The organism is Thermoleptolyngbya sp. C42_A2020_037 (assembly GCF_015272455.1).
Classification (GTDB): domain Bacteria; phylum Cyanobacteriota; class Cyanobacteriia; order Elainellales; family Elainellaceae; genus Thermoleptolyngbya.
Window position 1 is genome coordinate 64,035 of sequence record NZ_JACYLP010000037.1, and the last position, 24,044, is coordinate 88,078.

General features: G+C 58.8%; 16 protein-coding genes and 3 pseudogenes. 11 read left to right on the top strand and 8 right to left on the bottom strand.

All coding sequences use genetic code 11. The features are described from left to right. Positions 1-123: 123 nt before the first annotated feature. Positions 124-2,322, top strand: coding sequence for a hypothetical protein (locus IGS16_RS12375; RefSeq protein WP_297085843.1), 2,199 nt, complete (start codon positions 124-126; stop codon positions 2,320-2,322). Positions 2,323-2,439: 117 nt separating this feature from the next. Here the strand turns inward: IGS16_RS12375 and selD are convergent, their stop codons facing one another. Beyond that, positions 2,440-4,803: a selenide, water dikinase SelD gene (gene selD, locus IGS16_RS12380; RefSeq protein ID WP_297085845.1), complete on the bottom strand. Its 2,364-nt coding sequence runs from the start codon at positions 4,801-4,803 to the stop codon at positions 2,440-2,442. Between the two features lie 2 nt (positions 4,804-4,805). Then, the gene (lepA, locus tag IGS16_RS12385; protein ID WP_297085846.1) at positions 4,806-6,611 is read right to left on the bottom strand and encodes a translation elongation factor 4; all 1,806 of its coding nucleotides are present in this window, start codon (positions 6,609-6,611) and stop codon (positions 4,806-4,808) included. A 902-nt stretch (positions 6,612-7,513) separates the two neighbouring features. On the opposite strand from lepA, the gene IGS16_RS12390 reads away from it, so the two are divergent. The 4 genes from IGS16_RS12390 to IGS16_RS12405 all read left to right on the top strand — a co-directional run bounded on the left by IGS16_RS12390 (position 7,514) and on the right by IGS16_RS12405 (position 11,283). Then, positions 7,514-7,759, top strand: coding sequence for a hypothetical protein (locus IGS16_RS12390; RefSeq protein ID WP_367185789.1), 246 nt, complete (start codon positions 7,514-7,516; stop codon positions 7,757-7,759). Between the two features lie 141 nt (positions 7,760-7,900). Next, positions 7,901-9,742 carry an ATP-binding protein gene (locus tag IGS16_RS12395; RefSeq protein ID WP_297085849.1) on the top strand — a complete coding sequence of 614 codons (1,842 nt, stop codon included), beginning with the start codon at positions 7,901-7,903 and terminating at the stop codon, positions 9,740-9,742. An 85-nt stretch (positions 9,743-9,827) separates the two neighbouring features. Continuing rightward, positions 9,828-10,034, top strand: coding sequence for a sulfur carrier protein ThiS (thiS, locus tag IGS16_RS12400; protein ID WP_068513238.1), 207 nt, complete (start codon positions 9,828-9,830; stop codon positions 10,032-10,034). 268 nt (positions 10,035-10,302) lie between these two features. After that, positions 10,303-11,283 (top strand): DUF1517 domain-containing protein, encoded by a 981-nt coding sequence (locus IGS16_RS12405; RefSeq protein ID WP_367185788.1) that lies wholly within the window; start codon positions 10,303-10,305, stop codon positions 11,281-11,283. Positions 11,284-11,322: 39 nt separating this feature from the next. Here IGS16_RS12405 and IGS16_RS12410 read toward each other — a convergent pair whose 3' ends face one another. After that, positions 11,323-12,684, bottom strand: a complete 1,362-nt coding sequence (locus tag IGS16_RS12410) for a TIGR04283 family arsenosugar biosynthesis glycosyltransferase (protein WP_297085854.1) — start codon at positions 12,682-12,684, stop codon at positions 11,323-11,325. Between the two features lie 226 nt (positions 12,685-12,910). Here IGS16_RS12410 and IGS16_RS12415 point away from each other — a divergent pair, with 226 nt between their 5' ends. The 4 genes and pseudogenes from IGS16_RS12415 to IGS16_RS12425 form a co-directional block, all read left to right on the top strand. Then, the gene (locus tag IGS16_RS12415) at positions 12,911-13,393 is read left to right on the top strand and encodes a hypothetical protein (RefSeq protein WP_297085856.1); all 483 of its coding nucleotides are present in this window, start codon (positions 12,911-12,913) and stop codon (positions 13,391-13,393) included. Between the two features lie 633 nt (positions 13,394-14,026). Further along, positions 14,027-15,457: pseudogene (locus IGS16_RS12420) on the top strand (substrate-binding domain-containing protein); the annotation flags it as partial. A 336-nt stretch (positions 15,458-15,793) separates the two neighbouring features. Beyond that, positions 15,794-16,645: pseudogene (locus IGS16_RS22350) on the top strand (DUF4912 domain-containing protein); the annotation flags it as partial. 456 nt (positions 16,646-17,101) lie between these two features. Continuing rightward, positions 17,102-17,437: pseudogene (locus IGS16_RS12425) on the top strand (Rho termination protein); the annotation flags it as partial. A gap of 157 nt (positions 17,438-17,594) precedes the next feature. Here the strand turns inward: IGS16_RS12425 and IGS16_RS12430 are convergent. Both IGS16_RS12430 and IGS16_RS12435 read right to left on the bottom strand, forming a co-directional pair. After that, positions 17,595-18,161, bottom strand: coding sequence for a hypothetical protein (locus IGS16_RS12430; RefSeq protein ID WP_297085858.1), 567 nt, complete (start codon positions 18,159-18,161; stop codon positions 17,595-17,597). A 136-nt stretch (positions 18,162-18,297) separates the two neighbouring features. Continuing rightward, positions 18,298-18,471, bottom strand: coding sequence for a PCP reductase family protein (locus tag IGS16_RS12435; protein WP_068516797.1), 174 nt, complete (start codon positions 18,469-18,471; stop codon positions 18,298-18,300). 184 nt (positions 18,472-18,655) lie between these two features. On the opposite strand from IGS16_RS12435, the gene glpX reads away from it, so the two are divergent. Both glpX and IGS16_RS12445 read left to right on the top strand, forming a co-directional pair. Beyond that, positions 18,656-19,696: a class II fructose-bisphosphatase gene (glpX, locus tag IGS16_RS12440; protein WP_068513255.1), complete on the top strand. Its 1,041-nt coding sequence runs from the start codon at positions 18,656-18,658 to the stop codon at positions 19,694-19,696. Positions 19,697-19,814: 118 nt separating this feature from the next. Beyond that, a complete protein-coding gene (locus IGS16_RS12445) occupies positions 19,815-20,576 on the top strand; it encodes a cobalt-precorrin-6A reductase (protein WP_297085860.1) in 762 nt (253 codons plus the stop codon). Between the two features lie 51 nt (positions 20,577-20,627). On the opposite strand, the gene IGS16_RS12450 is transcribed toward IGS16_RS12445, so the two are convergent. From IGS16_RS12450 to IGS16_RS12460, 3 genes are all read right to left on the bottom strand, one after another. Then, on the bottom strand, positions 20,628-21,878 hold the full coding sequence (locus tag IGS16_RS12450) for an ABC transporter substrate-binding protein (RefSeq protein ID WP_297085862.1): 1,251 nt from the start codon (positions 21,876-21,878) through the stop codon (positions 20,628-20,630). A 105-nt stretch (positions 21,879-21,983) separates the two neighbouring features. Next, positions 21,984-23,174, bottom strand: coding sequence for a GNAT family N-acetyltransferase (locus IGS16_RS12455; RefSeq protein WP_297085864.1), 1,191 nt, complete (start codon positions 23,172-23,174; stop codon positions 21,984-21,986). A gap of 132 nt (positions 23,175-23,306) precedes the next feature. Continuing rightward, on the bottom strand, positions 23,307-24,044 hold the full coding sequence (locus IGS16_RS12460; protein ID WP_297085866.1) for a RibD family protein: 738 nt from the start codon (positions 24,042-24,044) through the stop codon (positions 23,307-23,309).

A 24,044-nucleotide genomic window follows, 5' to 3' on the forward strand; every position in this document is an offset into this window, starting at 1 on the left:
CCACGTCCATCCGTTATTAGAGAATATATTCTAGAGAATCAGAAGTAATACGGATGCTTCGCGGGGCTGTTCACTCACGGGGCGGTATGCTTTAGGTGATTTTGACTGGGGTGAGGGTTCGCTATGCCAGTAAGACGTTTTGAGTTGCGATCGCCCGAAGGGGGCGCGGATGGGTTTGGCATGTATTTGGGCGGAGCGGGACAGTCGAGCGCAGCCGGTGGTCTCGCGCCAGAAACGCTGACCCGCCCCCGGTCAAAATCCTGGCGATGGCTGCTTGTAGGGCTGACAAGCTGCGCGGCGCTAGGGGGTGTGGCTGCGTCGGCGCTGCTTTGGATGCTGATGTTGCCGCCTGCGCCCGATTGCAAAACGGGATCTCCGCTATCTCCCGATATGGAGCGGCTGTTTTGCGCTCAGCAGGCGGCTCGGTCGGGCGAGTTGACCGAACTGCTGTCTGGTCTGGCGCTGATCGAAACCTGGACCCCGGAACATCCGCTTTATAAGGAAGCCCAGCGGTCGGTTGAAGAGTGGTCGAAGGGGCTGCTGATTATCGCCCGCCAAAAGATGAACGCCAGCGACCTGCAAGGCGCGGTGGAAATTGCCCAGCGCATCCCCAAATCCAGCTCGGTGCGAGCGGATGCAGAAGCAGCGATCGCCACCTGGCAGGGCATCTGGCGGCAGGGCGAGGCGCTGGTGGCGGCGGCCCAAACTGCCATGAAGGAACAAGCCTGGGGCACAGCCTCGGAGGTGATCCGCGATCTGGGCGAGATGAGCCATCCCTACTGGGGCAACCAGCGGGCCCGGGCGCTGTCGGAGCAACTGCTTGTGGAACGCAAGGCACGCCAGCAGTTTGCCGAGGCTCAGAAGATCGCCCAGGCGGGTAAGCTGCCCGATTTGGGGAAGGCGATCGCCCAGGCGGGGCGGATTGACAAGGGCAGCTATGCCTGGAGCGACGCTCAGCCCGTGCTGAACCAGTGGAGCGATCGGCTACTGGGCACAGCCTTCCAGCTTTGGAAAGAGCAAAAGTTTGATCAGGCGATCGCCCTCACCAAGCAGGTCGAGGTCAATCCTGGCCGGGCTGAAATGGCGAAGGATTTGATCCAGCTTAGCGAAGCGCGGAAACTAGCCGTTTCCACCTGGACAAACTGGGTCGCCACGCCGCAGCACGTGATGAGCCTAATGGAGGCGATCTCCGCCGCAAAGCAGATCAAGCCCACCAGTGCCTACTACGCCCAGGCGCAGAGCAGTCTGGCAAGCTGGCAGATTCAGCTAGACGGGTTGCGGCAGTTGCAACTGGCCCAGATGACGGCGGGCGTGGGAACCGTGGAGACGCTGAAGACGGCGATCGCCCAGGCCGAAAAAATTCAGCCAGGACACCCACGCCGCCTCCAGGCGCAGACGATGATTGCCCACTGGCATCGCGAAATCGAGCGACTCGAAGACCGTCCGCTGATGGCGCGGGCACGACGGCTGGCCACTGAGGGCACGGTTCCCTCGCTGCAAGCGGCGATCGCCCAGGCCGGGCAAATTGCAGACGGTCGGGCGTTGCGAGGCGAAGCACAGGCGTTAATTCGCGACTGGACGCGCCAGATCCAGGTGATCGAAGACCAGCCCTACCTGAACCTGTCGCGGACGCTGGCCCGGCGGGGACGGCTGCGAGAGGCGATCGCCGCTGCGGCACTGGTGCGTCCCAATCGGGCGCTGTATCCCCAGGCGCGGGCTGCGATTCGAGATTGGCAGGCCGAGCTAAATCGACTCAACTCCTCGCCCATGCTGCCGGAGCGCCCTATTCCTAGCCCTAGCCCAACCCTGGAACCCCCTGTCGGAGGCAGCCGATCGGGGGCGATCGCCCCTGCGCCAGACGCTTCGTCTGAGGAGACAAAAGAGCCGAAATATCGCTTGCCGCAAGCCCCCACTCGCAGCACTCCGGGTCAGCCTGCGCCATCGGGCACCCTCCCCCGCCCATCTGTGCCAGCGCCCATTGCGCCTGAATCTAGCGCTACGCCCCAGCCTGAATCCACGCCCAAGGATATTTCTGGACTGGCGGAACCCGAAGCGCCTCAGGTTATGCCGCCTGCACCGCCTGCGCCGCCTGTGAACGTTGCGCCGCCGCGCGTCGTAGAGCCGCCGCCGCGCGTCGTAGAGCCGCCACCGCGATTTGAGCGTCCCCAGGCAGCGCCCGTGCGAGAGGCTCCACCCGAAGCCGCACCGGTTCGTCGGGAACGCCCCGCCGCGCTGGAATCAGTCCCCGTGTCGCCGCCTAGCGAACCCGGGCCCCAGGCGATGGAGCCAGAATCCGCCAATTTCACCGAGTCGCAATCCTAGCGCTGCCGCCAGATATACGCCAGATTACGCCAGACATGCGCCAGACATGGTTCCTGCTTTGGGACTGCTTTGGGAAATTTGGCGTGTGGATTGGCTCGTTTGCCTAGACTCGTTTGCCTAGACTAGCCGAACAGAGCGTTGGCTCCAGCCTTGCGGAGCAACATCGCCCTCTGAAGGAACAACTCGGGCGATCGCCCTCGATTCGGGATACCCAGCCTGGTGAAGTGCGGACAAGCAGTCCGGAGCCGTTTCTGCTGGCACACAGCCCAACAGCCCGCCCGCGGTTTGCGGGTCAAACAGGATGTCGGCTGGAATTTCGGACGAGCGCGACGGAGACCCTTGCTCCCAATCCTGTACCCAGCGGGCCGCAGCCAGGTTTTGTGGATGCAGGGAACTGCGGAATCCCTGCTGCAACGTTTCTGCTGCACCGGGCAACAGCGGCAGTGCCGACAGATTTAACTGTACGCCCACAGGCTCCGATGCTTGCAGCATTTCCACCAGATGCCCCAACAGCCCAAAGCCCGTGACATCTGTGCAGGCGTGAGCGCCATGCGCCCGAAAGATTTTCGCCGCCGTCTGGTTTGATTGCAGCATCGTGGCGATCGCCCCTTCAATCCAGCATCCCTTCGCCTGCCGCTGCATCTCTGCGGCAAACAGCGTGCCCGTGCCCAGGGGTTTTGTCAAAATCAGCACGTCGCCCGGTCGCAAGCCGCCCTTGTGCAGCAGGTGGGACGCTTCTGCCAAGCCGTTGCAGGTAAAGCCCAGGGCCAGTTCCGCTCCTTCAACGGTATGTCCGCCAATCAGCACGGCCCCAGCCGCATGGAGTGTTTTGGTCGCGCCCGCCAACAGGTGAAATAGGGTTTCTTCCTGCTTGGCATCGGTGGCGTAGGGCAGCGTGGCGATCGCCAGCGCACTCTGGGGACTTGCGCCCATTGCAAATAGGTCGCTCAGCGCGTGGTTTGCCGCAATCTGCCCAAACACAAACGGGTCATCCACCAGCGCCCGAAAGTAGTCCACCGTTTGCACTAGTACCCGCCCCACCGGCACCTGCACCACCGCCGCATCATCCGGCGCATCCAGCCCCAGCAGCACGTCCTCCCGCCGCAGCTCCGGCAGTTCCGCCCGCACCCGTTTGAGTGCGCGGCCGAGGGTTTGGCTGCCGATTTTGGAGCCGCAGCCAGCGCAGTGGGGAGTGTTGGGGTATTGGGGTGTTGGGGTGTTGGGGAGAGGTAGGGAGGGAGAGAGGAGGAGAGGGAGAGAAGGTCGTGTCTTGTTCCCCAACCCCCAACCCCTAACCCCTGACCCCTCATCTCTCATCTCCGGTAAGTTCGAGAACTTCTCCATGAAACGGCGATCGATGCGGTCTTTCCAGCGCCAGAGCCAGGGCGTGGGGCCGAGGCTCCAGGGTTCGCGGGAGGCAACGGCGGCGCGATCGCCCAGTCCCACCAGGATCAAAAACTCCTTTTGCGGCACAAAGGGCTTCAGCGGGTTGCCCAACACGGCGCGTTGCAGGTTTTCAAACAGCGGCTTGCCCTGGCGCACGGCAAATACGCCCGCCTTGGGTCGCGGATGGTGAATCATGGTGGCGACATCGCCCGCTGCGAAAACCTGGGGATGGGAGGTGGATTGCAGGCAGTCGTTGACCTGGATAAAGCCGCGATCGTCGGTTGCCAGTCCTGAGTCCTTCAGCCAGGGTGCGGCGGCGGCTTGCGTGACCCAGAAGGGGCGATCGCACTCGATCCAGCGTCCAGACTCGCAGCGCAATCCGTCGGGTTCCACGGCTGCCACCGTTTCGCCCAAATGAAGCTGAATGCCGCGCTGGGTCAAGATTTGCTGCATCTTCCGCCGCATTCCGGGGCTGCGCTCTGGCAAGATTTCGCGACCGCGATGCACCAGATGAATTTCCAGCGGCGTGTCGAGATGGCCTGCCTGTTGCAACACCTGCCGCAGCCGCGCCCGTATATTCAGCGCCAGCTCCACGCCGCCCGCGCCGCCCCCCACGATGCCTAGCCGCAAAGGGTTCTGGGGCTGTTCGGACACCTGCTGAACGATCGCCTCCCATTGGGTCAAAAACTGCGAAATCGGCTTCACGGGAATGGCGTAGTCTGCCGCGCCGGGAACCGTGGAGACTGCGGGTGTGCTGCCAATATCAATCGAGAGCCAGTCGAAGGCGATCGCCGGATGGTGGGCACACAGCACCCGATTTTGCGCCAGATCCAGACCAACCGCGCGATCGCCGATCAGCTGCGCCCCAGCAAACCTCGCCAGCGGCCGCAGGTCAATATGGCACTCATCGAAGTCATACAGCCCCGCCACGTATCCGGGCAGCATCCCCGAATAGGGCGTGTGCATCACGTCCGTAATCAGCGTCAGCCGCACGCCAGGAATCGGGTTCATGCCCCACATTCGGAGGGCGATCGCGTGGCTGTGTCCGCCCCCGATTAGCACTAGGTCTTGCGTAATGGGCGTGGGCGCTTCCAAGGTTATTGCAGCTTCAGCACTGCCATAAAGGCTTCCTGCGGCACATCCACCGTCCCGATTGCCTTCAGGCGCTTTTTACCCTTAGCTTGCTTTTGCAGCAGCTTTTTCTTGCGGCTGATGTCGCCGCCATAGCACTTCGCCAGAACGTCTTTTCGCAAGGCCGGGATGTGTTCGCTGGCCACCACGCGGCTACCGATAGAGGCTTGCAGCGGGATTTTGAACTGGTGGCGCGGAATGAGTTCCTTGAGCTTTTCCACCAGCGCCTTGCCCACGTAGTACGCCTTGTCCCGGTGGACAATGGTGGCCAACGGGTCAACCGGATCACCGTTGATCAGGATATCCAGCTTCACCAACGGGTTCTCGCGATAGCCGATGAGGTGGTATTCCATGCTGGCATAGCCGCGCGATCGCGACTTCATTTGGTCAAAAAAGTCCGTCACCACCTCCGCCAGCGGCAGTTCATAGGTCAGCGTCGTGCGCCCCTGGGTCAGATATTTCATATCTTTGAACACGCCCCGGCGAGACTGGCTCAGCTCCATCAGCGGGCCGACGAATTCCTCCGGCGTGATCATGTCCACCTGCACGTAGGGTTCCTCAATCGCCTCGCGCTTTTGGGGATCGGGCAGGTGGCTGGGGTTGTCGATATAGACCTCGCTGCCATCTAGCAGGCGAACCTTGTAAATCACCGATGGAGCCGTGGTAATCAGATCCAGGTCGTATTCGCGCTCCAGTCGTTCCTGCACAATTTCCATGTGCAGCAGCCCCAAAAAGCCACAGCGGAATCCAAAGCCCATCGCGCTGGAGGCTTCGGGTTCGTATTGCAGTGCCGCGTCGTTCAGCCGCAGTTTTTCGAGCGCTTCTCGCAGATCTTCAAACTCATCGGCATCGGTAGGGAACAGTCCGCAAAACACCATCGGCTTGGCTTCCGTATAGCCAGGGAGCGGTTCCTTGGCTGGAGCCGTCGCCAGGGTAATGGTGTCGCCCACTCGCGCATCGGCCACCGCCTTGATAGCAGCCGACAGGTAGCCCACTTCGCCCGCGTGCAGTTCGTCTACCTCGACCTGGTTAGGCGACAACACGCCCAGTTCGTCGATTTGGTACTCTTTGCGGGAAGCCATCAGCCGGATGCGATCGCCCTTCTTCAGCGTCCCGTCCATCACTCGGAAGTACACAATCACCCCGCGATAGGAATCGTAGTAGCTGTCGAAAATCAGCGCCCGCAGCGGCTCCTGCACTGTGTCGCGGGGTGGTGGCACCAGATGCACTATAGATTCCAGAATCTCGCCAATGCCAATGCCTTCTTTCGCCGAGGCGAGAATCGCGCTGCTGCAATCCAGCCCGATAATTTCTTCGATTTCTCCCTTGACCCGATCTGGCTCTGCCCCCGGCAGGTCAATCTTGTTTAGCACCGGAATGATTTCCAGATTATGCTCCAGCGCCAAGTACACATTTGCCAGAGTTTGCGCCTCCACGCCCTGAGAAGCATCTACCACCAGCAACGCGCCTTCGCAGGCAGCCAGAGAGCGCGACACCTCATAGGAAAAGTCTACGTGCCCCGGTGTGTCGATCAGGTTCAGCACGTAATCCTGCCCGTCTTCGCCGCGATAGTTCATGCGGGCTGCCTGGAGCTTAATCGTGATGCCGCGCTCTCGCTCCAGATCCATATTGTCGAGAAATTGCTCCTTCATTTCTCGATTGCTGACAGTGCCCGTCGTTTGCAGCAAGCGGTCGGCCAGCGTGGACTTGCCGTGGTCGATGTGGGCAATGATGGAAAAGTTGCGGATGTTTGAGACGGGAACGTCGGTCATAGACGCAAGGCATCAAGGGGTAAAAGGGGCGGCAATGCTTAGAGGAACCGCAAGAGAAACCAGGCAGTGAATCGTCCTTAAGGCATACCGCTTAAGATATTGTAATGCTTCTCTCTGCCGGACGCATCGGCAGTCCCTTGAGTCGTCTTGGGTTTCGCCGCAGTTGGGAGGAACCAGATGACCTATGATTTCTAAATAGATCAAGATAGGTCAAGTTGTAGCGTATTGTTTATTGTTTTACGCTGCAAGGCGGCCTGTCGAGACAGTAGCCTTTGTAGGCAGTTTAATTCAGGGGTGCTTGGGAAGAAGGGCGATCGCCCCTCGTTTAAGAACCGGAATCTTTAAGAGCCAGCATCACTCAGAAAAGTGGGTGCAGCTTTCTGGAGTAGGGTGCAATAGAGGTGTAGTAAACAGGTCTTGAGCGGAGTAGATGGTTGTTCCAGAACTATCAAGGGGGTTTGACCATAGGGGGCTTTTCTGGATACAAACGCTCTCGCTTGCGAAAGACTCCTGCTGGAAGCCAGACGAAACGCCGCTTCCTCTGCGGCTTGCCATCGCCAAGACTCAAAATCTAAACCGAGATTTACACCAAGCTCTACATCAAGCTTTACGACTCAAGATTTACAATTCAAGCCATTAAGTTCACAACTCACAACATTAGATTCCCTGTACAAAACGATTTAGGGCAGAATTTACTGTAAGTCGGTAGATTCTCATCCTGGAAGGGTGTCTGTATAGGCGAACCAGGCGATATCAGCGACGGAACATATTGCGGAACGGTGAGAGAGCAAGACAATCCTATGAGTGACCCTGTTGTGGAATCTAATGTGGCGAAGACTGATGGCGTGAAGACTGATGGTGTGAAGGCTCAGGCCGGTGTTCAGGGTTCGACTCAGGAGGCGATCGCCCCCACAGACCCGCCACCCGCCGTCAGCCCCAGAGCGGCGGCTGGAAACAAGGTCGATTTGTCAATCCAGATCGACGCTGAGCTATTGAATCAGATTGGGCATCTCACCAGCGATCCGAGCAAAGTGATCGAAGTCGCAGTGCGTCAATGGCTGCGGGGAGGAGCCTCGCGGGACGACGACCTGACGCGATCGCTCCAGCGTAACCCACCCGTTCCCCCGCGTGGAGAGTGGAACGACTAGCTGATCACAGCCAGAATCGCGGATTTGCTTCAAAGCCGTTGCAGATAGCCTCTGCGACAGGCTACGTTAGGCAAAGATACTTGCTGAAGCTGATTCCAAACCGTTTTGTGCACTTGAACTCACTGTCTCCGATGCACGCTGATGACCTTGTCTGAAGATTCTTCTAGTTCTGTCGTTGGCCCGACAGATGTAGCGATTGCTAGGCGACCCGGCGGCCCGCTCCAGAAACCGCCCTCCATTGGTGATCTCATCTTCATACAAGACGCTGTGGGAACCTACCTCTCCTTCTCCTGGAAGGACGCAGATCGTTACGGACTAGGTTCCACAGAGCTGGTGGGTCGGCCGATTGAGGAAGTCGAGTTTGCGCCAGCCGCCCTTGCGCCCTACTTGCAGCGGATTCGTATGGTGCTTGATTTGGGCAGCCCCGATGGGTTTTCCTACTTGTTTTGCTGTGGCGGGCAGTATCTCGTTTTTGACCTCGCGCTCAGCCCCATTCTGCAAGTCAACGCGCTGCCTTCAGCAGTTATCGTCACGGGGCATCTGCTCTATGCCTGCACCGATGACCAGGCCCACCTGCTGCTAGAATCGCCCCCTCGCTTCAGCACGCTCCGGGGCAGCGGCTCCATCTTTTATCAAAAGGCACTGACTCGCGTTGCCTGGAATATCCGCCATACGCTTGACCTCGATGCCATCTGGCAGCAAACCGCCAGTGGACTGGGTGAAACGCTCAACCTGAGTCGCTGTTGGGTGTGTGCTTACCCCGCTGAAGAGGGAAAAGCGCAGATCATGGCAGACTATCGGCAAGATGGGGTGGTGGATTGCGTCGGGCAAACGCTAGATTTACCGCACTTTCCCTACTTGCAGCAGGCCGTTTCCACGCTCCAACCCGTTAGCACCACACAGATTGATGAAGAAAGCGGCAGGGAGATGGCAATTTTGGCGATCGCCACCTGCCACGACGGCCAGCCCAACGGACTCCTCGTGCTGTATCAAGACGATGAAGCTCAGGTGTGGAGACAGTCCGAAATTGAGCTAGTTCAAGAATTTGCAGAACAGATTGGGACGGGGCTGGCCCATGCCAGTCTATACGCAACGAGCCGTCGCCAGGCCGAGCGACTGATGCAGCAGTATCACGACCTCGAAGAGAGCCGTCGCCAGGCCGAAGAAGCCTCCCGCCTCAAGAGCGAGTTTTTGGCGAACACGTCCCATGAGCTACGCACCCCGCTCAACGGCATGATTGGCTTCCTCAAGCTCATCGTAGACGGCATGGCGGATGATCCTGAAGAACAGGGCGAGTTCATTGAAGAAGCCTACCGCTCAGCGGTAAACCTGAACGACATCATTAATGACATCCTGGACATTGCCAAAATCGAAGCAGGCAAGCTCGAAATCGAGATTAACCCGGTCAAGCTCGATGACCTGATGGACGATGTGGAACGCTTTATCCGCCCTCAAGCCGAACACAAGCATCTGAGCTTCAAAATTTGCAAACCCGAAACGCGAGATCCAATCATCCTAAACGGCAACTATCAGCGCCTCCGCCAGGTGCTTCTGAACCTGTTGGGCAACGCCATCAAGTTCACCCACGAAGGCGGCATCACCGTTACCACCGACATCCTGCCCCGCCAGTCTGACCAAGACAAAGGCTATGCCAAGATTAGCGTCGCCGATACGGGCATTGGCGTTTCACTAGAGAAGCAAGACCGCCTGTTTCAGTCCTTTAGCCAGGTAGACGGTTCCCGGACTCGGCAATATGGCGGCACGGGGCTGGGCCTAGCCATTTCCCAGAAGCTTGTAGAAGCGATGAAGGGTGAGGTGAATTTCTACAGCTTGGGCGAGGGGCTAGGATCTACCGTCACCTTCACCGTTCCGCTCCACCAGCATCCGGTGTTAGTCGCCCGGCAGTCCGAAGAGGAAGACGTGAATCTAGCGGATTTGGCATACCTGACTGACTTAGATCCAGACCTAGATGAGATGGAGTAGCTATCGACGAGCAATCGCGTCTAGTCCTCTGGGGTAGCATAATTTAGTCTGTCTTCTGAGTTGCTTCTCAGCTCATCGTTAAGCTATGTCGATTACGCTTCAGGTCAATGGCGAACCCCGCACCTGCGAGCCAGATACCTCGCTGCCGCAGTTTTTGGAGCAACTGGGCATGAATCCGCGCCTGGTGGCAGTGGAATATAACGGCGAGATTTTGCACCGCCAGTTTTGGGAACAGACTGTGATGCAGACGGGCGATCGCCTGGAAATTGTCACCATTGTCGGCGGCGGCTGACAGAAGCAGGCGGTCTCTGTCCAAAATTTCGGGCGATCGCCCCTGGTTTTTCAAGTACGGTCATCCCCCCTGAAAACAGCCTCTAGCCGCCCCTGTCTAGAAACAGAGCGCGTTACATTAGAAATATCGATTGGCTGTGTAACGTTTTCTAAAGCTCTGCAACGTCAGCGCTGCAAATCTTAGCTCTGCAAACTGCACAGCCTGCCCCACGGGTTTTGCCCAACCATTTACAGGAGGGCTGGAGGCAATGCGAAGGTTCTTTTCTCAAGTGTGGCGGCCTCTGCTTCGGCCGCTCGTAGTTTTCTCTCTGATTGCAACGTTAGTATTTGGCAATGCGGGCAGCGCTCTGGCCCTGAGTCGGGGCGGCGGCCGCATCGGCGGCGGCGGGTTTAGCGTGCCCAGCCGCACCTATACCAGCCGTCCGGCTCCGTCCTATGGCGGTGGCGGCTACTATCCTGGTGGTTATCCTGGCGGCGGCATTGGGTTTCCGCTGGTGTGGGGGCCGATTTTCTTTGGAGGCGGTGCAGGCAGCCTGTTCACCATTCTGATTTTTATCTCGCTTGCATCATTTATCGTGCGGAGCGTTCGAGCCGCGCAGTCTGATGCGAATGGCTATGACGACCTGGGCTATGGCGCAGCGTCGCCCACGGTTTCGGTGTCCAAAGTTCAAGTAGGGCTGCTGTCTGGCGCTCGCGGCTTGCAGGCAGACCTGGATCGGCTGGCAAAAACGGCGGATACGGGTTCCAAAGAAGGGCTGACGGAGGCGCTGCAAGAAACGACGCTGGCGCTGCTGCGGCATCCCGAATATTGGGTCTATGGCGGCACGCAGTCGGCACAGTATCGCCTGGAGGCGGCTGAGGCACAGTTTAATCGACTGGCGCTGGCGGAGCGCAGCAAATTTAGCGAAGAAACGCTGTCGAATTTCAACCGCCAGTTGCGGCAGGCAGAATCGGCTCCTGCGGCATTGGCTACAGTCGATACGGGTGAGCGGGTGGCGACCGAGCAGCCTACGGAAATTCAGACTCAGGGCGAATATATCGTCGTGACGCTGCTGGCGGCGACGCTGGGCAAGCTAGATCTGCCCGTGGTGAACTCGACGGAAGACCTGCGTCGGGCGCTGTCGCAGATGGGGTCGGTGTCGAGCGATCGCCTGCTGGCGCTGGAAATTCTCTGGACCCCCCAGGTGGAGGGTCAGACCCTCTCGTCAGATGAACTCGTCGCTGAGTATGCTGATTTGAGATTGGTCTAGCTAGCCTGTAGATAATGGGATACGTTAGGGGTTGAGCCTTCAATCCCTATTTTTTTTACGAATTTTGAAGAGGGCGGGCGGCAAATTTTTTGACCGCGATCGCCGATAGAACTGAGTAATTCTCTCTAGAGGCACGCCCAACCCAGCGGCGATCAGCACGCCCTGATTGATCAGTGTCGTCTGCCACACCCCCAGCGCTTCCCACCGCCGCGCCGAAGTCGATACCACTGCTGGGGCGATCGCCACTTTGCCCAACGTCTGAGCCTTTCGCACCAGCTTCAGATCTTCCAGAATCGGCACCTCTGGAAAGCCGCCCAGTTGCCAAAAGGTGTCTGTTCGCAGAAATAGCGCCTGATCGCCGTAGGGCAGGCTGAACCAGCGCGATCGCCAGCGCACCCCCCGCTCCACCCAGCGCAATCCCGGCAAGGTTCCGTCAATCGACAGGTCAAACGCCCCCAGCGCCACGCCCGGTTGGGCCAGGGTTTGCTGCACCAGATTAGAAAAATCTTTGGGCAGGCGCGTATCGGCATGGAGAAACAGCAGCGTTTTGCCAGTGGCGGCGGCGGCTCCGGCGTTCATCTGGCGGGCGCGGCCAGGCGCGGAATGGACGACCGTCGCGCCGTGCTGCTGGGCGATCGCCCGCGTATCGTCCTGGCTGCCGCCGTCTGCCACGATCACTTCCAATGTGCCAGAGGGCGATAGGGTTTCCAGCAGGTTCGGCAATTCTGCGGCTTCATTCAGCGTTGGAATGATCACGGAAATCACCTGCTCCCGCAGCGCTTCCCACACGGGCAAGTCGGCAGCCGTGTCGATGTCCGTGAGAGGATCAAGCGTTGCTATAGAAAGATGGAGGGCTTGGGCGATCGCTATGGTCTGGGCAAACACGCGCTCAGTGCCCCAATCAATTCCCCTGAATAAATCTGCAACCGGCTGCCGCAGCCCGATGAGATAATAGCCGCCATCGGTGGCTGGCCCCAACACTAGGTCATGGGTCTGCAACGCGGTAAACGCCTGCTGCAAAATCGCGGAATCCACACTGGGACAGTCTGTGCCAATCACCACCACCCGCTCGGCTCCAGTGGCGATCGCCCGTTCCACCGCACTCAACAAGCGATCGCCCAAGTCTCCTGCCGGCTGCGGATATAGCGCCCAGGACGACCCCAGCCAGTCTGTCATTTGCGCTGCCTCGCCCCCCGAAAACCAAATTTCTGCTGAAATAGGACGGGTCGAATTCTCCGCCGTCGGATACAGGAGGGGCCGGATTTGCCGCAATACCTGCGCGGTCATCTGTCGCTGAAGCTGGGCGGCTCCGGTTTCTCCCAAATGCGGAATGAGGCGCGTTTTCGTGGTTCCTGGTTGGGGATAGCGCGAAAAAAGAATTAGATGATCGGCAAGAATCACGGCTAAAAATTCCAATTTTGGGGTGAAATGTTAAGGGGCGATCGCCAAGATAGCGAGGCAAAGAGTCTCCTAGAAAGGCAGGCGAGAAATGCTGTAATGACCAGATAGAAAAGATTCTCCCGATCCCTCCTCAGTCTAGGTCGTCATCCATCGAGCTTTGGAAAAAACTTGTCGTTTGTACTCTGAAATGAGCTAAGATGTTGGACAAAATTTGAGGGAATTTGCCATGGGCTTCAGGTTTAAGATATTGGCTGGACTGCTCACCCTGGCAACGTCGGGTGGGGCGCTAGGATCAGGGGCGATCGCCCAGACTGTCACTTCAACCCGCAGCGCAGACGACATCCAAACACTCCAGCAAGCGTTTGAGGACGCTTACTATGGTGCCAGTGGCACTTTCTTTGGCAACCGGGGCATCGTCAACTCCTTCACCTGGTTCCTTGGCCCCTTCCCCGAAAACAACATCATCACCGATGCGCGGCAGGTGCATCGACTCTACGTGGACGCTTCAAACCAGCAAAACCTGGACGGCCCCACCATCCGCACTGCCGACCTGAACAATCCCTTTGACACCTCGCTGCTGCTGCTGCCTCCCTCTCAACCCCTGCGCCCGACTCCCTTGGGGCCGCAGTTTCCGCCCTTCAGCCAGGGCGTTCCAGGAGATCCCCAGCCTGCGCCGCGTCCAGCGGGCCCGGTTCGAGGACTCTGGTAGCATCCTGGAAGCAGTCCGGGTAAAGCAGGTTGGACAAAAAGAGATTGGACAGAAAGAGATTGGATAAAGCTGGGCAAGCGAAGGTTTCGCCTGTGAGTTGATTTACCTGTGATTGATTCTGGCTGATAGCCGTTCTCAATTGCCAGTTTTCAAAACGAGTTGCAGCAAGTCCGGTTGCAGGAAGTTATTATGCAAGCGCCGCGCGGTTGGATATTCAGCACGGCGCTTTTGCTCTTTCTGCAACGGTTTTCTCGACAGTTTTGGGTCTGACTCCCAGCGCTTTCCAGGCTCAGACTTGCCGCTTATCCAGCGATGCTGCTTGTATAGGCAATTCTTATCAAAAATCGGCGTGGACTATGCATCTCAAAAGAAATACGACAAACTAAGGGAAACTTGTCGGTTCGTCTAGTACCCCGCGAAACAGAGGCGGCGCGAGAATCCCTTGATTTCCCCTGCTCAAAGGCTGAAACGCTTGTATGGGAAGGAACTGGGCGATCGCCCCCCTGATGAGTATTTTTACTTCAAATTGTCTTCTTTATTAACTTCTGATAAGAAAGAGGGCTATATAATTGACACGTCTTTTGCAAAAATTAACCTAAAAAATCCCTGCTCACGTCTAGGCTGCCCTCAACAATGCTGCGAAACCCAGAAACATCTTTCACCCTGCTAGCCCTGCTAGTTGCCCTCGGCGGCGCTCCCGGTTTACTTGGACTGCGGTGGGTAGTTCCAACGCTGGCACAATCTACGCCGCCAGAATTTCCGCTGCCCGCCAGCGTTCCGGCAGACACCTCCGTTAATATAGATGGCTCTGCCAGTATGACGCTGATTAATGAAAGTCTGAAGGCCCGCTTTGAGGAGCGCTACCCTGGCACCCGGGTCAACCTTGCCGCAGGCGGCACAGACGCGGCGCTACAGGCCTTACTGGCTGGAGACCTGGATCTGGTGGCAGTGGGGCGCGACCTGACCCAGGCAGAGCGGGATCAGGGATTGGTAGAGGTTCCTCTCAGCCGAGAAAAAATTGCCATCATTGTGGGCGCAGACAACCCCTTTGCAGGCGACCTGACGTTTGAGCAGTTTGCTCAGATTTTCCGGGGTGAAATTACGGACTGGTCGCAGGTTGGTGGGCCGCCTGGGCCGATTCGCTTTGTCGATCGCCCGGTCTTCAGTGACACCCGCCAGTCGCTTAGTAATTATTCAGTGTTTCAGGAAGCGCCTTTTCAAACGGGTAGCAATGCTGAACAAGTTGCGACAGACGACACGGCAGCAGTGGTGCAGGCGCTTGGGGCGGATGGGATCAGCTATGCGATCGCCAATCAGGTGTTGAACCGAGGCGACGTAAAGATCGTGCCCATGCACCAGACCTTGCCCACCGATCCTCGCTATCCCTTTTCGCAGCCAAGGGGCTACGTCTATCGCGGCACACCGACTCCGCCCGTGCAGGCATTTTTAGGATTTGCAACCTCGGAACCCGGTCAAGAAGTGGTAGAAGAGGCGCGTGAACAAGAAGCCACCGCAGTTGCGCCAGCGGCTCCGGTCGCGCCCGTGCCCGCCACTCCCAGTCCCGTGCTGGATGCCGCGCCCGCAGTCGTCACCCCGCCGCCGAGGAGTAATCAACCCGAAGGGCTGCTGCCCTGGCTGGCGCTGCTGCTGCTAGGAGCTTTGCCTTTCTTGCTGGGGCTATTTCGGCGGCGAGAGGCGGTGGCTCCGGTTGCGCCGCCGCTGCGCCCAGTGCCGACTGTCGCGCCGTCCCGCCAGGTTCCCGCCAGCCGGATTGTGCTAACCCCGCGCAATGCCGAAGATGCCTATGCCTATTGGGAAGCGCCAGAGGCTCATAGAGCAGATCTGAAGCGCCAAGGCGGACGCGATTTGAAGCTGCGGATCTACGACGTGACGGATATTGACCTCGATCGGCAGCCTGCCCACAGCGTTCAGGAATATGACGTGGCTGAAACTGACCAGGATCGGCATGTGCCCATCATGGCGGGCGATCGCGACTATCTTGCAGAAATTGGCTACACCACCAGCGACGGCCGCTGGCTCAAGCTGGCCCGATCCAACTCGGTGCGCGTGCCCACGATCCCTGCTGCGACTGAAGCAGCTCCTGCTCCCGTCGTGCCGCCCGTTGTGCCGCCCGTCGTGCCGCCTGTGGTTGCTCCGATTGTGCCGCCTCCAGCAGTATCCGTTTCTCCGACAGTACCCGCTCCAGCACCTACCCCAGTGGAACCCGTTATTGATAAGTCTGCTGTGGATGAATCTACTGTGGATGAACCTGTTGTAGCAACGCCAGAGCCAGAGACCCCCACTGTGCCGCCGATTGCTGCGGCTTTGGGCACGGGGGCAACGCTGGCAGCAGGGGCGGCTGCGATGGCAGCGCTGGCCAAGGAAGATGACCAGTCTGCTGTTGAAGCGGCAAAGTTTGACGTGGGGCAAACGGATCTGTCGGCTGAGCGGCTGGCGGATGTAGACACGAATCTACCCGATTTGCCTGATGGCTACGGCGAGAGCCGAATTGTGCTGATGCCTCGCGATCCGCAGTGGGCCTACACTTATTGGGATGTGCCCGATCAACATAAGGCACTACTGCGGGGTCAGGGCGGACAGCGGCTGGCGCTGCGGCTATACGACGTGACCGATATTGATGCCAATAGCCAGCGTCCCCACAGCGTGCAGCAGTACGACTGTGACGAGCTAGCCCGCGACTGGTATTTGCCCATTCCGGTGAGCGATCGCGATTATTTGGTTGAAATTGGCTATCTCACACCAGACGGGATGTGGCTGGTTCTGGCAAGATCCAATGCGGTTCGTATTCCGCCAATCTACCCGTCCGACTGGTTTGAGGATCAGTTTATTACGCTGGGTTGGGAGGAAGACCGGCGCGGCAAGACCTTCCTGCGGCTGATTCCACCCGGGCGACGAGTGGCAGACACGGGCAACCCCATCTACGACGAGATTTTTGACATGGCCGAGTCTGCCGAGGCAATGCGTCTGGCAGGTTCGCTCTATGGCTCCATGCAGCAGGTTCCGGCCTCGGTGCAGGGTTCCCATCAGATGGAATCGGGCGCAGCGCTTAGTTCTATGCAGGCCTCTGGGGCAGCCATTAGCAGCTACGTCTACTCAGAATCAGGGGCAGCGCTGAGTTCCATGCAGGCCTCTGGCGCAGCCATTAGCTCATTTGTCTTTTCGGCTGAAATGGGTCAATGGTCGGGGAAAACTGAGTCCGGCGTAGGCCTATACACCGAGTCGGGTGTGGGTCGATATACCGAATCGGGTGTGGGCATGTCCGGCGTGGGCATGTCCGGCTTAGGTCGATACACCGAGTCCGGCGTGGGCATGTATACCATGTCGGGCGCAGGACTTTATACCGAGTCGGGCGGAGCGCTTTACACGATGTCGGGTGTGGGCCTGTACACCGAATCAGGCGTGGGTCGCTATACCGAATCGGGCGTGGGCATGTCCGGCGTGGGCATGTACAGCATGTCGGGCGTGGGAATGTCTGGCGTAGGGATGTACAGTATGTCGGGCGTGGGAATGTCCGGCGTGGGGATGTACAGTATGTCGGGCGTGGGCATGTCCGGCGTGGGCATGGGTTATCCGGGGCCGATTAGCTATGCGCGGATGTCGGGCGTAGGCCTGTACACCGAGTCGGGCGCAGGTCTGTATACGATGTCGGGGGCTGGGATCTACAGCCAGTCGGGTGTAGGGATACCGAACTTCTCTGGCATTGGCATGTCGGGTGTGGGCTTCTTTGGTTCTATGCCGCCGATTCGGGCGCGGAAATTCTGGCTGGTGGCAGATGCAGAACTGATTATCTACGGCGCAACGGAGCCAGATGCCTCGGTGACCATTGCTGGACGACCTGTGAAGCTGAACCCCGATGGCACCTTCCGCTTCCAGATGTCCTTCCAGGATGGCATGTTGGACTTCCCGATTTTGGCGGTGGCAGCGGACGGCGTTCAGACCCGCGCGGTTCACATGCGGTTTAATCGGGAAACGCCAGAACGCCGCACTAATACAAAGGACGAGGCGATGGATCAGCCCTACTAGGGGCTGCCATCAGTTGTCTACCCAAGGTCTGGTTTCTTGGGAGATTCAGCCCCTAGCCTGATTTGTTTGGACGAGCGCAATACTGCCGATTCCTTAAGGCTTCTGAGCTTAGTTGATGACGCGCCCTAGGGTTCAGCGTGATCCTTCCTTCAAGACCTTAAAGAGCGCGATCGCCCCGTCTCTGATTCTGGGCTGCCTGGGCGGCCTGCTCAGAGACGCGCTCATAGAGCCGTTCAAGCTGCTGAAATAGACGGCTGCTGCGGTCGATGTCGGTTTCGCAGCCGCGAATCTCTTCGGTCTGCCCGTTTGGATAAAACCGATAGACGGCTTCTGGCCCATCGGCAGCCAGCAGGCAGAGGTTTGGGATTGGATTGCGGACATTTGCCTCGCTGCGGATCTGGTCAAAATCGGCGCGGGCAATGCGCGATCGCAGTTGTTGCAGGGTTCCTCGGCGGATGCGTCCGGTGGCGCGATCGCCGACGCTGTTGGCATAGCGATAGCTGCCATCCTGGTAAATGGTGACTTCTGAAAAGCAGCCGGGTGGATAGCAGAAGCCACCCTCGCGGCGAACCGTGACCAGAGGAGTTCCGCTCTGGCTGACTGGCTGGGTCGGAGCCGACCCGTTTTGAGCAATGGATAAGCGGTTGGGTGGAGCGGCGATCGCGGCGCTGGCGATCGCCATACACAGGCCCACAACACCAACCGTCAATGGCCAAGTTTTCATCCCGAAACCCTCACAGAAACTCAATACTGCTACCTTAAGTTCCCGCTTGCTTCGGAGTCGTGGAGTTACCAAAACTGAAACTTGCAGATCTCCGCAAGTTCAGGCCGAGTTCAGACGATGTTGCACCTTCAAGACGCTACTTCGAGCCAAACTTTGCTTTGGCCTGTTCGTAGACCTCTTCGGTGATCTGCGTCATGCCGGCCTCTTCAGCAAATTTCTCGATCTTCTTGCGAGCGGCCGGACGCACAAAAAAGGGAATTTCTTTCAAACGGGCTTCGGCTTCAGGAGTCCAGGCGATCGCGCTACTCATAGAAATGGGTTCCACCTGCATTGTTCTGCCCTTCTAGTTTAGGCGCATCGGGTGGGTGGATTTGCAGGGTCACCTGATCCCTAAAATCTGATCCCTAAATCCCGATCCCCTTGTCTGATACACTTTTGACAAGAGGTACACGTCGCTCAAACGACGAAAAATCAAGCAGTTTGGAGGGTATCCGGTGGAAAGTACACTCGGTTTGGAGATTATCGAAGTGGTAGAGCAAGCGGCGATCGCCTCTGCTCGGTTGATGGGCAAAGGGGATAAGAACGAAGCCGACCGGGTCGCTGTAGAAGCCATGCGCGAACGGATGAACAAAATCCACATGCGCGGACGGATCGTGATTGGTGAAGGGGAGCGCGACGAAGCGCCTATGCTCTACATCGGCGAAGAAGTGGGCATCTGCACCCGAGAAGATGCGGCGGCCTTCTGTAACCCCGACGAACTGTTGGAAATCGACATCGCCGTGGACCCCTGTGAGGGCACCAACCTCTGCGCCTATGGTCAGCCCGGTTCGATGGCAGTGCTGGCGATTTCCGAAAAGGGTGGCCTGTTCAACGCGCCCGACTTTTATATGAACAAGCTGGCTGCGCCTCCTGCCGCCAAAGGCAAAGTCGATATCCGCAAGTCTCCGACTGAAAACCTAAAGATCTTGGCAGAATGTCTGGATCGGGCCATCGACGAACTCGTGGTGGTGGTGATGAAGCGCGATCGCCACGATGCGCTGATTAAAGAAATCCGCGAAGCCGGAGCGCGTGTCCGCCTGATCACCGATGGCGACGTATCGGCCGCCATCTCCTGCGCCTTTTCAGGGACAAATATCCACGCGCTGATGGGCATTGGCGCTGCGCCCGAAGGCGTGATTTCTGCGGCGGCGATGCGGGCGCTGGGCGGACACTTCCAGGGGCAGCTCGTTGCAGATCCCGCCGTGGTCATGACCAAAGAGTGGGCCAACAAGACCCTAGAGGAAAACATTGCCCGCCTCAAGGAAATGAACATCACCGATCCCGATCGGGTGTATGAGTGTGAAGAACTGGCATCGGGCAACACCGTGCTGTTTGCTGCTTGCGGCATCACCTCCGGCACGCTGATGGAAGGCGTGCGCTTCTTCAAGGGTGGCGCACGGACTCAAAGTCTTGTCATCTCCACCCAGTCCAAAACCGCCCGCTTCGTAGATACCATCCACATGGGCGACAACACCAAGCATTTGCAACTGCACTAAGCTGCAAATACCCGTCGCTGAATAACTGCGAAAGAGTCAGGTTCCCATCTGGCTCTTTTTTGCAGTTCAAGTGCAGTTCGAGTGCAGTTCAAGTGCAGTTCAAGAGAGAGTTAGAACGATGCTCTGGCTCATCGGCGGCACGCAGGAAAGCGCAATGCTGGCGCGAGATCTGGTTACCCAGGGGATGTGCTGCGTGGTGACGGTGACGACAGCGGCGGCGCGGCGGCTCTATCCAGACACCGAACGCTGTCGTGTGTGGGTCGGCAAGCTGACCCCAGAAACGGTGGGCGAGTTTTTGCAGACGTACTCAGTTCGCGCCATTCTGGATGCGTCTCACCCGTTTGCGGCGGCGGTGTCGGAACTGGCGATCGCCACTGCTGCTGACCTGCACCTGCCCTACCTGCGCTTCGAGCGATCGCCCGTGGAAGGCGTTGCGCCGGGGGAATGGGTCTTTCCCAATGTTGAAGCCCTGCTGGAGAGCCATTTACTGATCAACGAGCGGGTCTTGTTGACCATTGGCTATCGCTATTTGCCGCTGTTTCAGCCGTGGCAAGATCGTGCCACCTTGTTCGCCCGCATTTTGCCGTCACACGAAGCGCTGGCAGGGGCGATCGCCGCTGGGTTTACCCCGGATCGGCTGATTGCGCTGCGCCCGCCTATTTCTGCGGCCTTAGAAAAGGCGCTCTGGCAACAGTGGCAAATTTCCCTCGTGGTGGCCAAAGCGTCTGGCAGTCCTGGCGGCGAAGACATCAAGCGCCAGGTTGCCGCCGACCTCGGCATTAAACTTGTCACCCTGGCGCGACCTGCGCTGACCTATCCCCAGGTGACGAGTGACCGGGCGATCGCTCTGGACTTTTGCCAGAGGGCACTGGCGCAATAGATGCCAAACGGCGCTGGAGCCATGAGGCGCTGAACCAACCCGATTGCGCCCTCACTCTGCCCGCCCAAACACCTGATCCAGTCGTCGCTGGGCTGCGTCGATGGCCGCTGTGGGCGTATTCTGGTTCAGCAAGACAGATTCTACGGCCCGGCCCAGCGCATCGGAAATGCGGTTATAGCCGGGAACAGTAGGGCGCGATCGCCCGTATTGCGTTTGATCTAAAAACACTTGCACAGCGGGCTGTTGGGCAAGGAAGGTCTGATAGTCCTGGCTCTGGCGCGATCGCAGGTTGACGGGCAGGTATCCAGTGGCGATCGCCCACTTGGTTTGAAACGCCTCACTCAGCACATATTCGCCAAAGACCAGCGCAGCCTGCTCGCGCGTCGGGGTAGAGTGGAAGAAAAACAGATTTTCGCCGCCCGTGCTGGTGGCGGGCCGCAGGCCGGCCGGGATCGGCATCACGCCAAACTCTGCACCCACCTGTCGAAGCTGCCCCAGGGTCCACGGCCCAGTGAGCTGCATGGCCACCCTGCCTGCCAGAAATGCGTCTAGCTCATAGCCCCGCTCTGGCTGCGAAAGAATCGCGGAGCCATCGTTTACCAGGTCTTGCCACAACTGCAACGCGGCGATCGCCCCCGGCGAGGCCACCTGCACTGCCCCCCGTTCTGCCACAATTTCTCCACCGCCGCCCCAGAGAAACGGCAGCCACATAAACACCGTCCACTCGCCCTTGCCCAGCGGCAGCAAGAGGCCGTGCTGATTTTTTTCGGGAATCGTCAGCGCCTTTGCCACCTGGCGAAACGCATCCCAAGTCTGGGGCAAATCGTGAATGCCCGCTGCCGCAAACAGGCTCGGTCGATAAAACACGCCGACGTTGTTGGTGCCAAAGGGAATCGACCAGGTTCGCCCCTCCCACTGCATTGACTCGCGCAGCGCTGGGTCAATCTCGGCGGCGACAGGGGAGGCGGAAAGCCAGTCATCGAGCGATCGCAGCGCATCCAACTCCACCAGTTGCCCCGTAATCATCGGCGCATACCACAGCATATCTGGGGCTGCATCGCCCACGACCGCCGCCAGAATCTTGGGAATTTGCTGGTCGCCCTGTCCCACATACAGCGCCTCTACCTGAATCTGCGGATGCGCTTCGTTAAACCGCTCCACCAATCGCTGCAACACATCCCGATTGGCGGGCGGATTCACCCCATGCCACAGCGTCAGATGCACCACGCCATCCGTCGCCGCCGCAGGCTGGCAGCCCGTGAGCAATAGGAGGCAGGTGAGCAGAAGGGCAAGGAGGCGCATAGGAAAAAACGAAGAGAGAAAATAAAAGAGAGAAGAGAGAAAAGAGAGAGGCTGATTCGGCAATGCATGGGTCACTGCTTGACCCCCTCTTGCTCCAACGCTCCGTTACTCCGTCATTCCCCCAGACTGCCGAAAGGGTAAATCGGCATTGATTGCTTCAATCTCCTGCTGCTCTAGCTCATTGACCTCTTGGATATAGTGGTTCAGGATTTGCGACAGGCGCGGTTCATAGAAGCGGTGCAGGGAGTGGTTTGGCGTGGCGGGGAAGCCGCGACGCTTTTTGTGGCGGCCGCCTGCGCCGGGGTCGAAGGTCTGGATGTTGTGGGCGATCGCCCATTCGATCGGCGTATAGTAGCAGGTGTCGAAGTGCAGGTTCTCAATCTCTTGCAGCGACCCCCAATAGCGCCCGTATAGCTGATCCCCTTTGGTAAAGCAAAGCGACATGCCAACGGGGTGCTGCGGGTCTTGCTCGGCATAGGCCGCAACCATCACCGTGCGGTGGCGATAGGTGGGATGAAGCTGCTCAAAAAATTGCCGCGTCAGATACTTACTGCCCCACCAGCCAAACTTGTCGCAGGTGTCGCTGTAGAAGCGATACATCAGGCTGTATAAAGCCTTGGGGATTTCATCTCCGGTGTGAACCCGCATCGTCAGCCCTGCTGCGGCGACGGCTTTGCGCTCGCGCTTGATGTTGCGGCGCTGGTTGGCGTTGAAGCTGCCGAGATAGTCGTCGAAGGTTTGGAAGCCGTGGTTTTGCCAGATATAGCTGTGGTGCAGCCAGGGCCGAAAGCCGTGCGGCTCGATCATCGGTCGCCAGGTCGGGTCAGCATAGAGAAAGTGGCAGCCCGAAATATTGTTGCTGATGCAAAACTGGTCGATCGCCCCCACCATCAGCGCCGTCAGTTCCGCTTCGTCTTCTCCGGGGGCGATGAGAAAGCGGTAGCCCTCCGCTGGGGTAAAGGGCGACATGCCCAAAAGCTTGGGATAGTAGGCGATTCGCAGCCGTTGTGCTAGTTCTGCCCACTGGTGGTCAAAGACAAACTCGCCGTAGCTGTGGCCCTTGAGATACATCGGCGCGGCGGCAATTAGCGTGCGCTCGCGCCAGAGGGTGAGGTGATTGGGCAGCCAGCCCGCCTTGGCCGTGGCGCTGCCAGAGCTTTCCAGGTTGTGCAGCCAGTCCCATTCCAAAAACGGCGTTTTGAGCGGCAGTGCCAGTTCGTCCCAAGCAGCCTGGGGCACTTCGGCGATCGCCTGAATCCAGTTCACAGTGAGGCGGGGGCGAGTCTGTTCGGGCATTTTGGATTTTGGATTTTTGGATTTGGGATTTGGGGCGTTCAGAGCGGGGGGACGGAGGGCGGGTTTCATTTCTAGCGCTTGATCACGCCAGCGCCCGCCATGCCGATACGAAACATCTCTTTACAACGTAGATCAATCTTTCGCTCGATGCAGGCGATAGTGCAGAAAAACTTCTTGGGCGATCGCCTGCACAGAGAGCAGTTGCAGGCGGGGGGCGGCAGTTTCTAGCCAGCCGGGGCCGCCGACGGGGGTCGGGGCGGTGCGGCCGCCCAACAGCAGCGGACAGACGGTAATCCAGAGGTCGTCTATTGCATCGGCAGCAAGCAGCGCGGCCACCAGTTCGCCCCCACCGCCCAACACCAGACGGTGAATGCCCAACTGGAACAGCAGCGGCAGGGCGATCGCCCAATCCAGCCCGGTCGGGGTTTCTGGCAGGGCAAACACCTGGGCAAATTCAGACCTCGCCCGCCAGCGGTCGGCCCCAGCAGCAGTGGTCAGCAGCCAGCGGGGCACGGGCTGCTTGAAGAACTTGAGATGCGCCTCGAACTCGGCAGTGCGAGAGCAGACGATATGGACGGGCTGGGGCGATCGCCCCTCTGCCTGTCGCCGTTGGAGCAGGTCAGGATGGGTGATGGGCAGCGTTGTACCGTAGGCTCGCAGCGTCGTTGCGCCAAACAAAAAGCCGTCTGCCTCAGCCAGGCGGGCTTCCAGATGGGCTTTATCGCGGGCAGAGCCAAACCGGGCGGGCGATCGCCCTACGTCCGCAATCTTGCCATCCAAGCTCATCGCCAGGACAACCGTGATGGACGGCCGTGTGCAAGACGAGACAGACGAGCGTGGCGGTAGTTCTGGCCGGTTGCCTAAAATCAT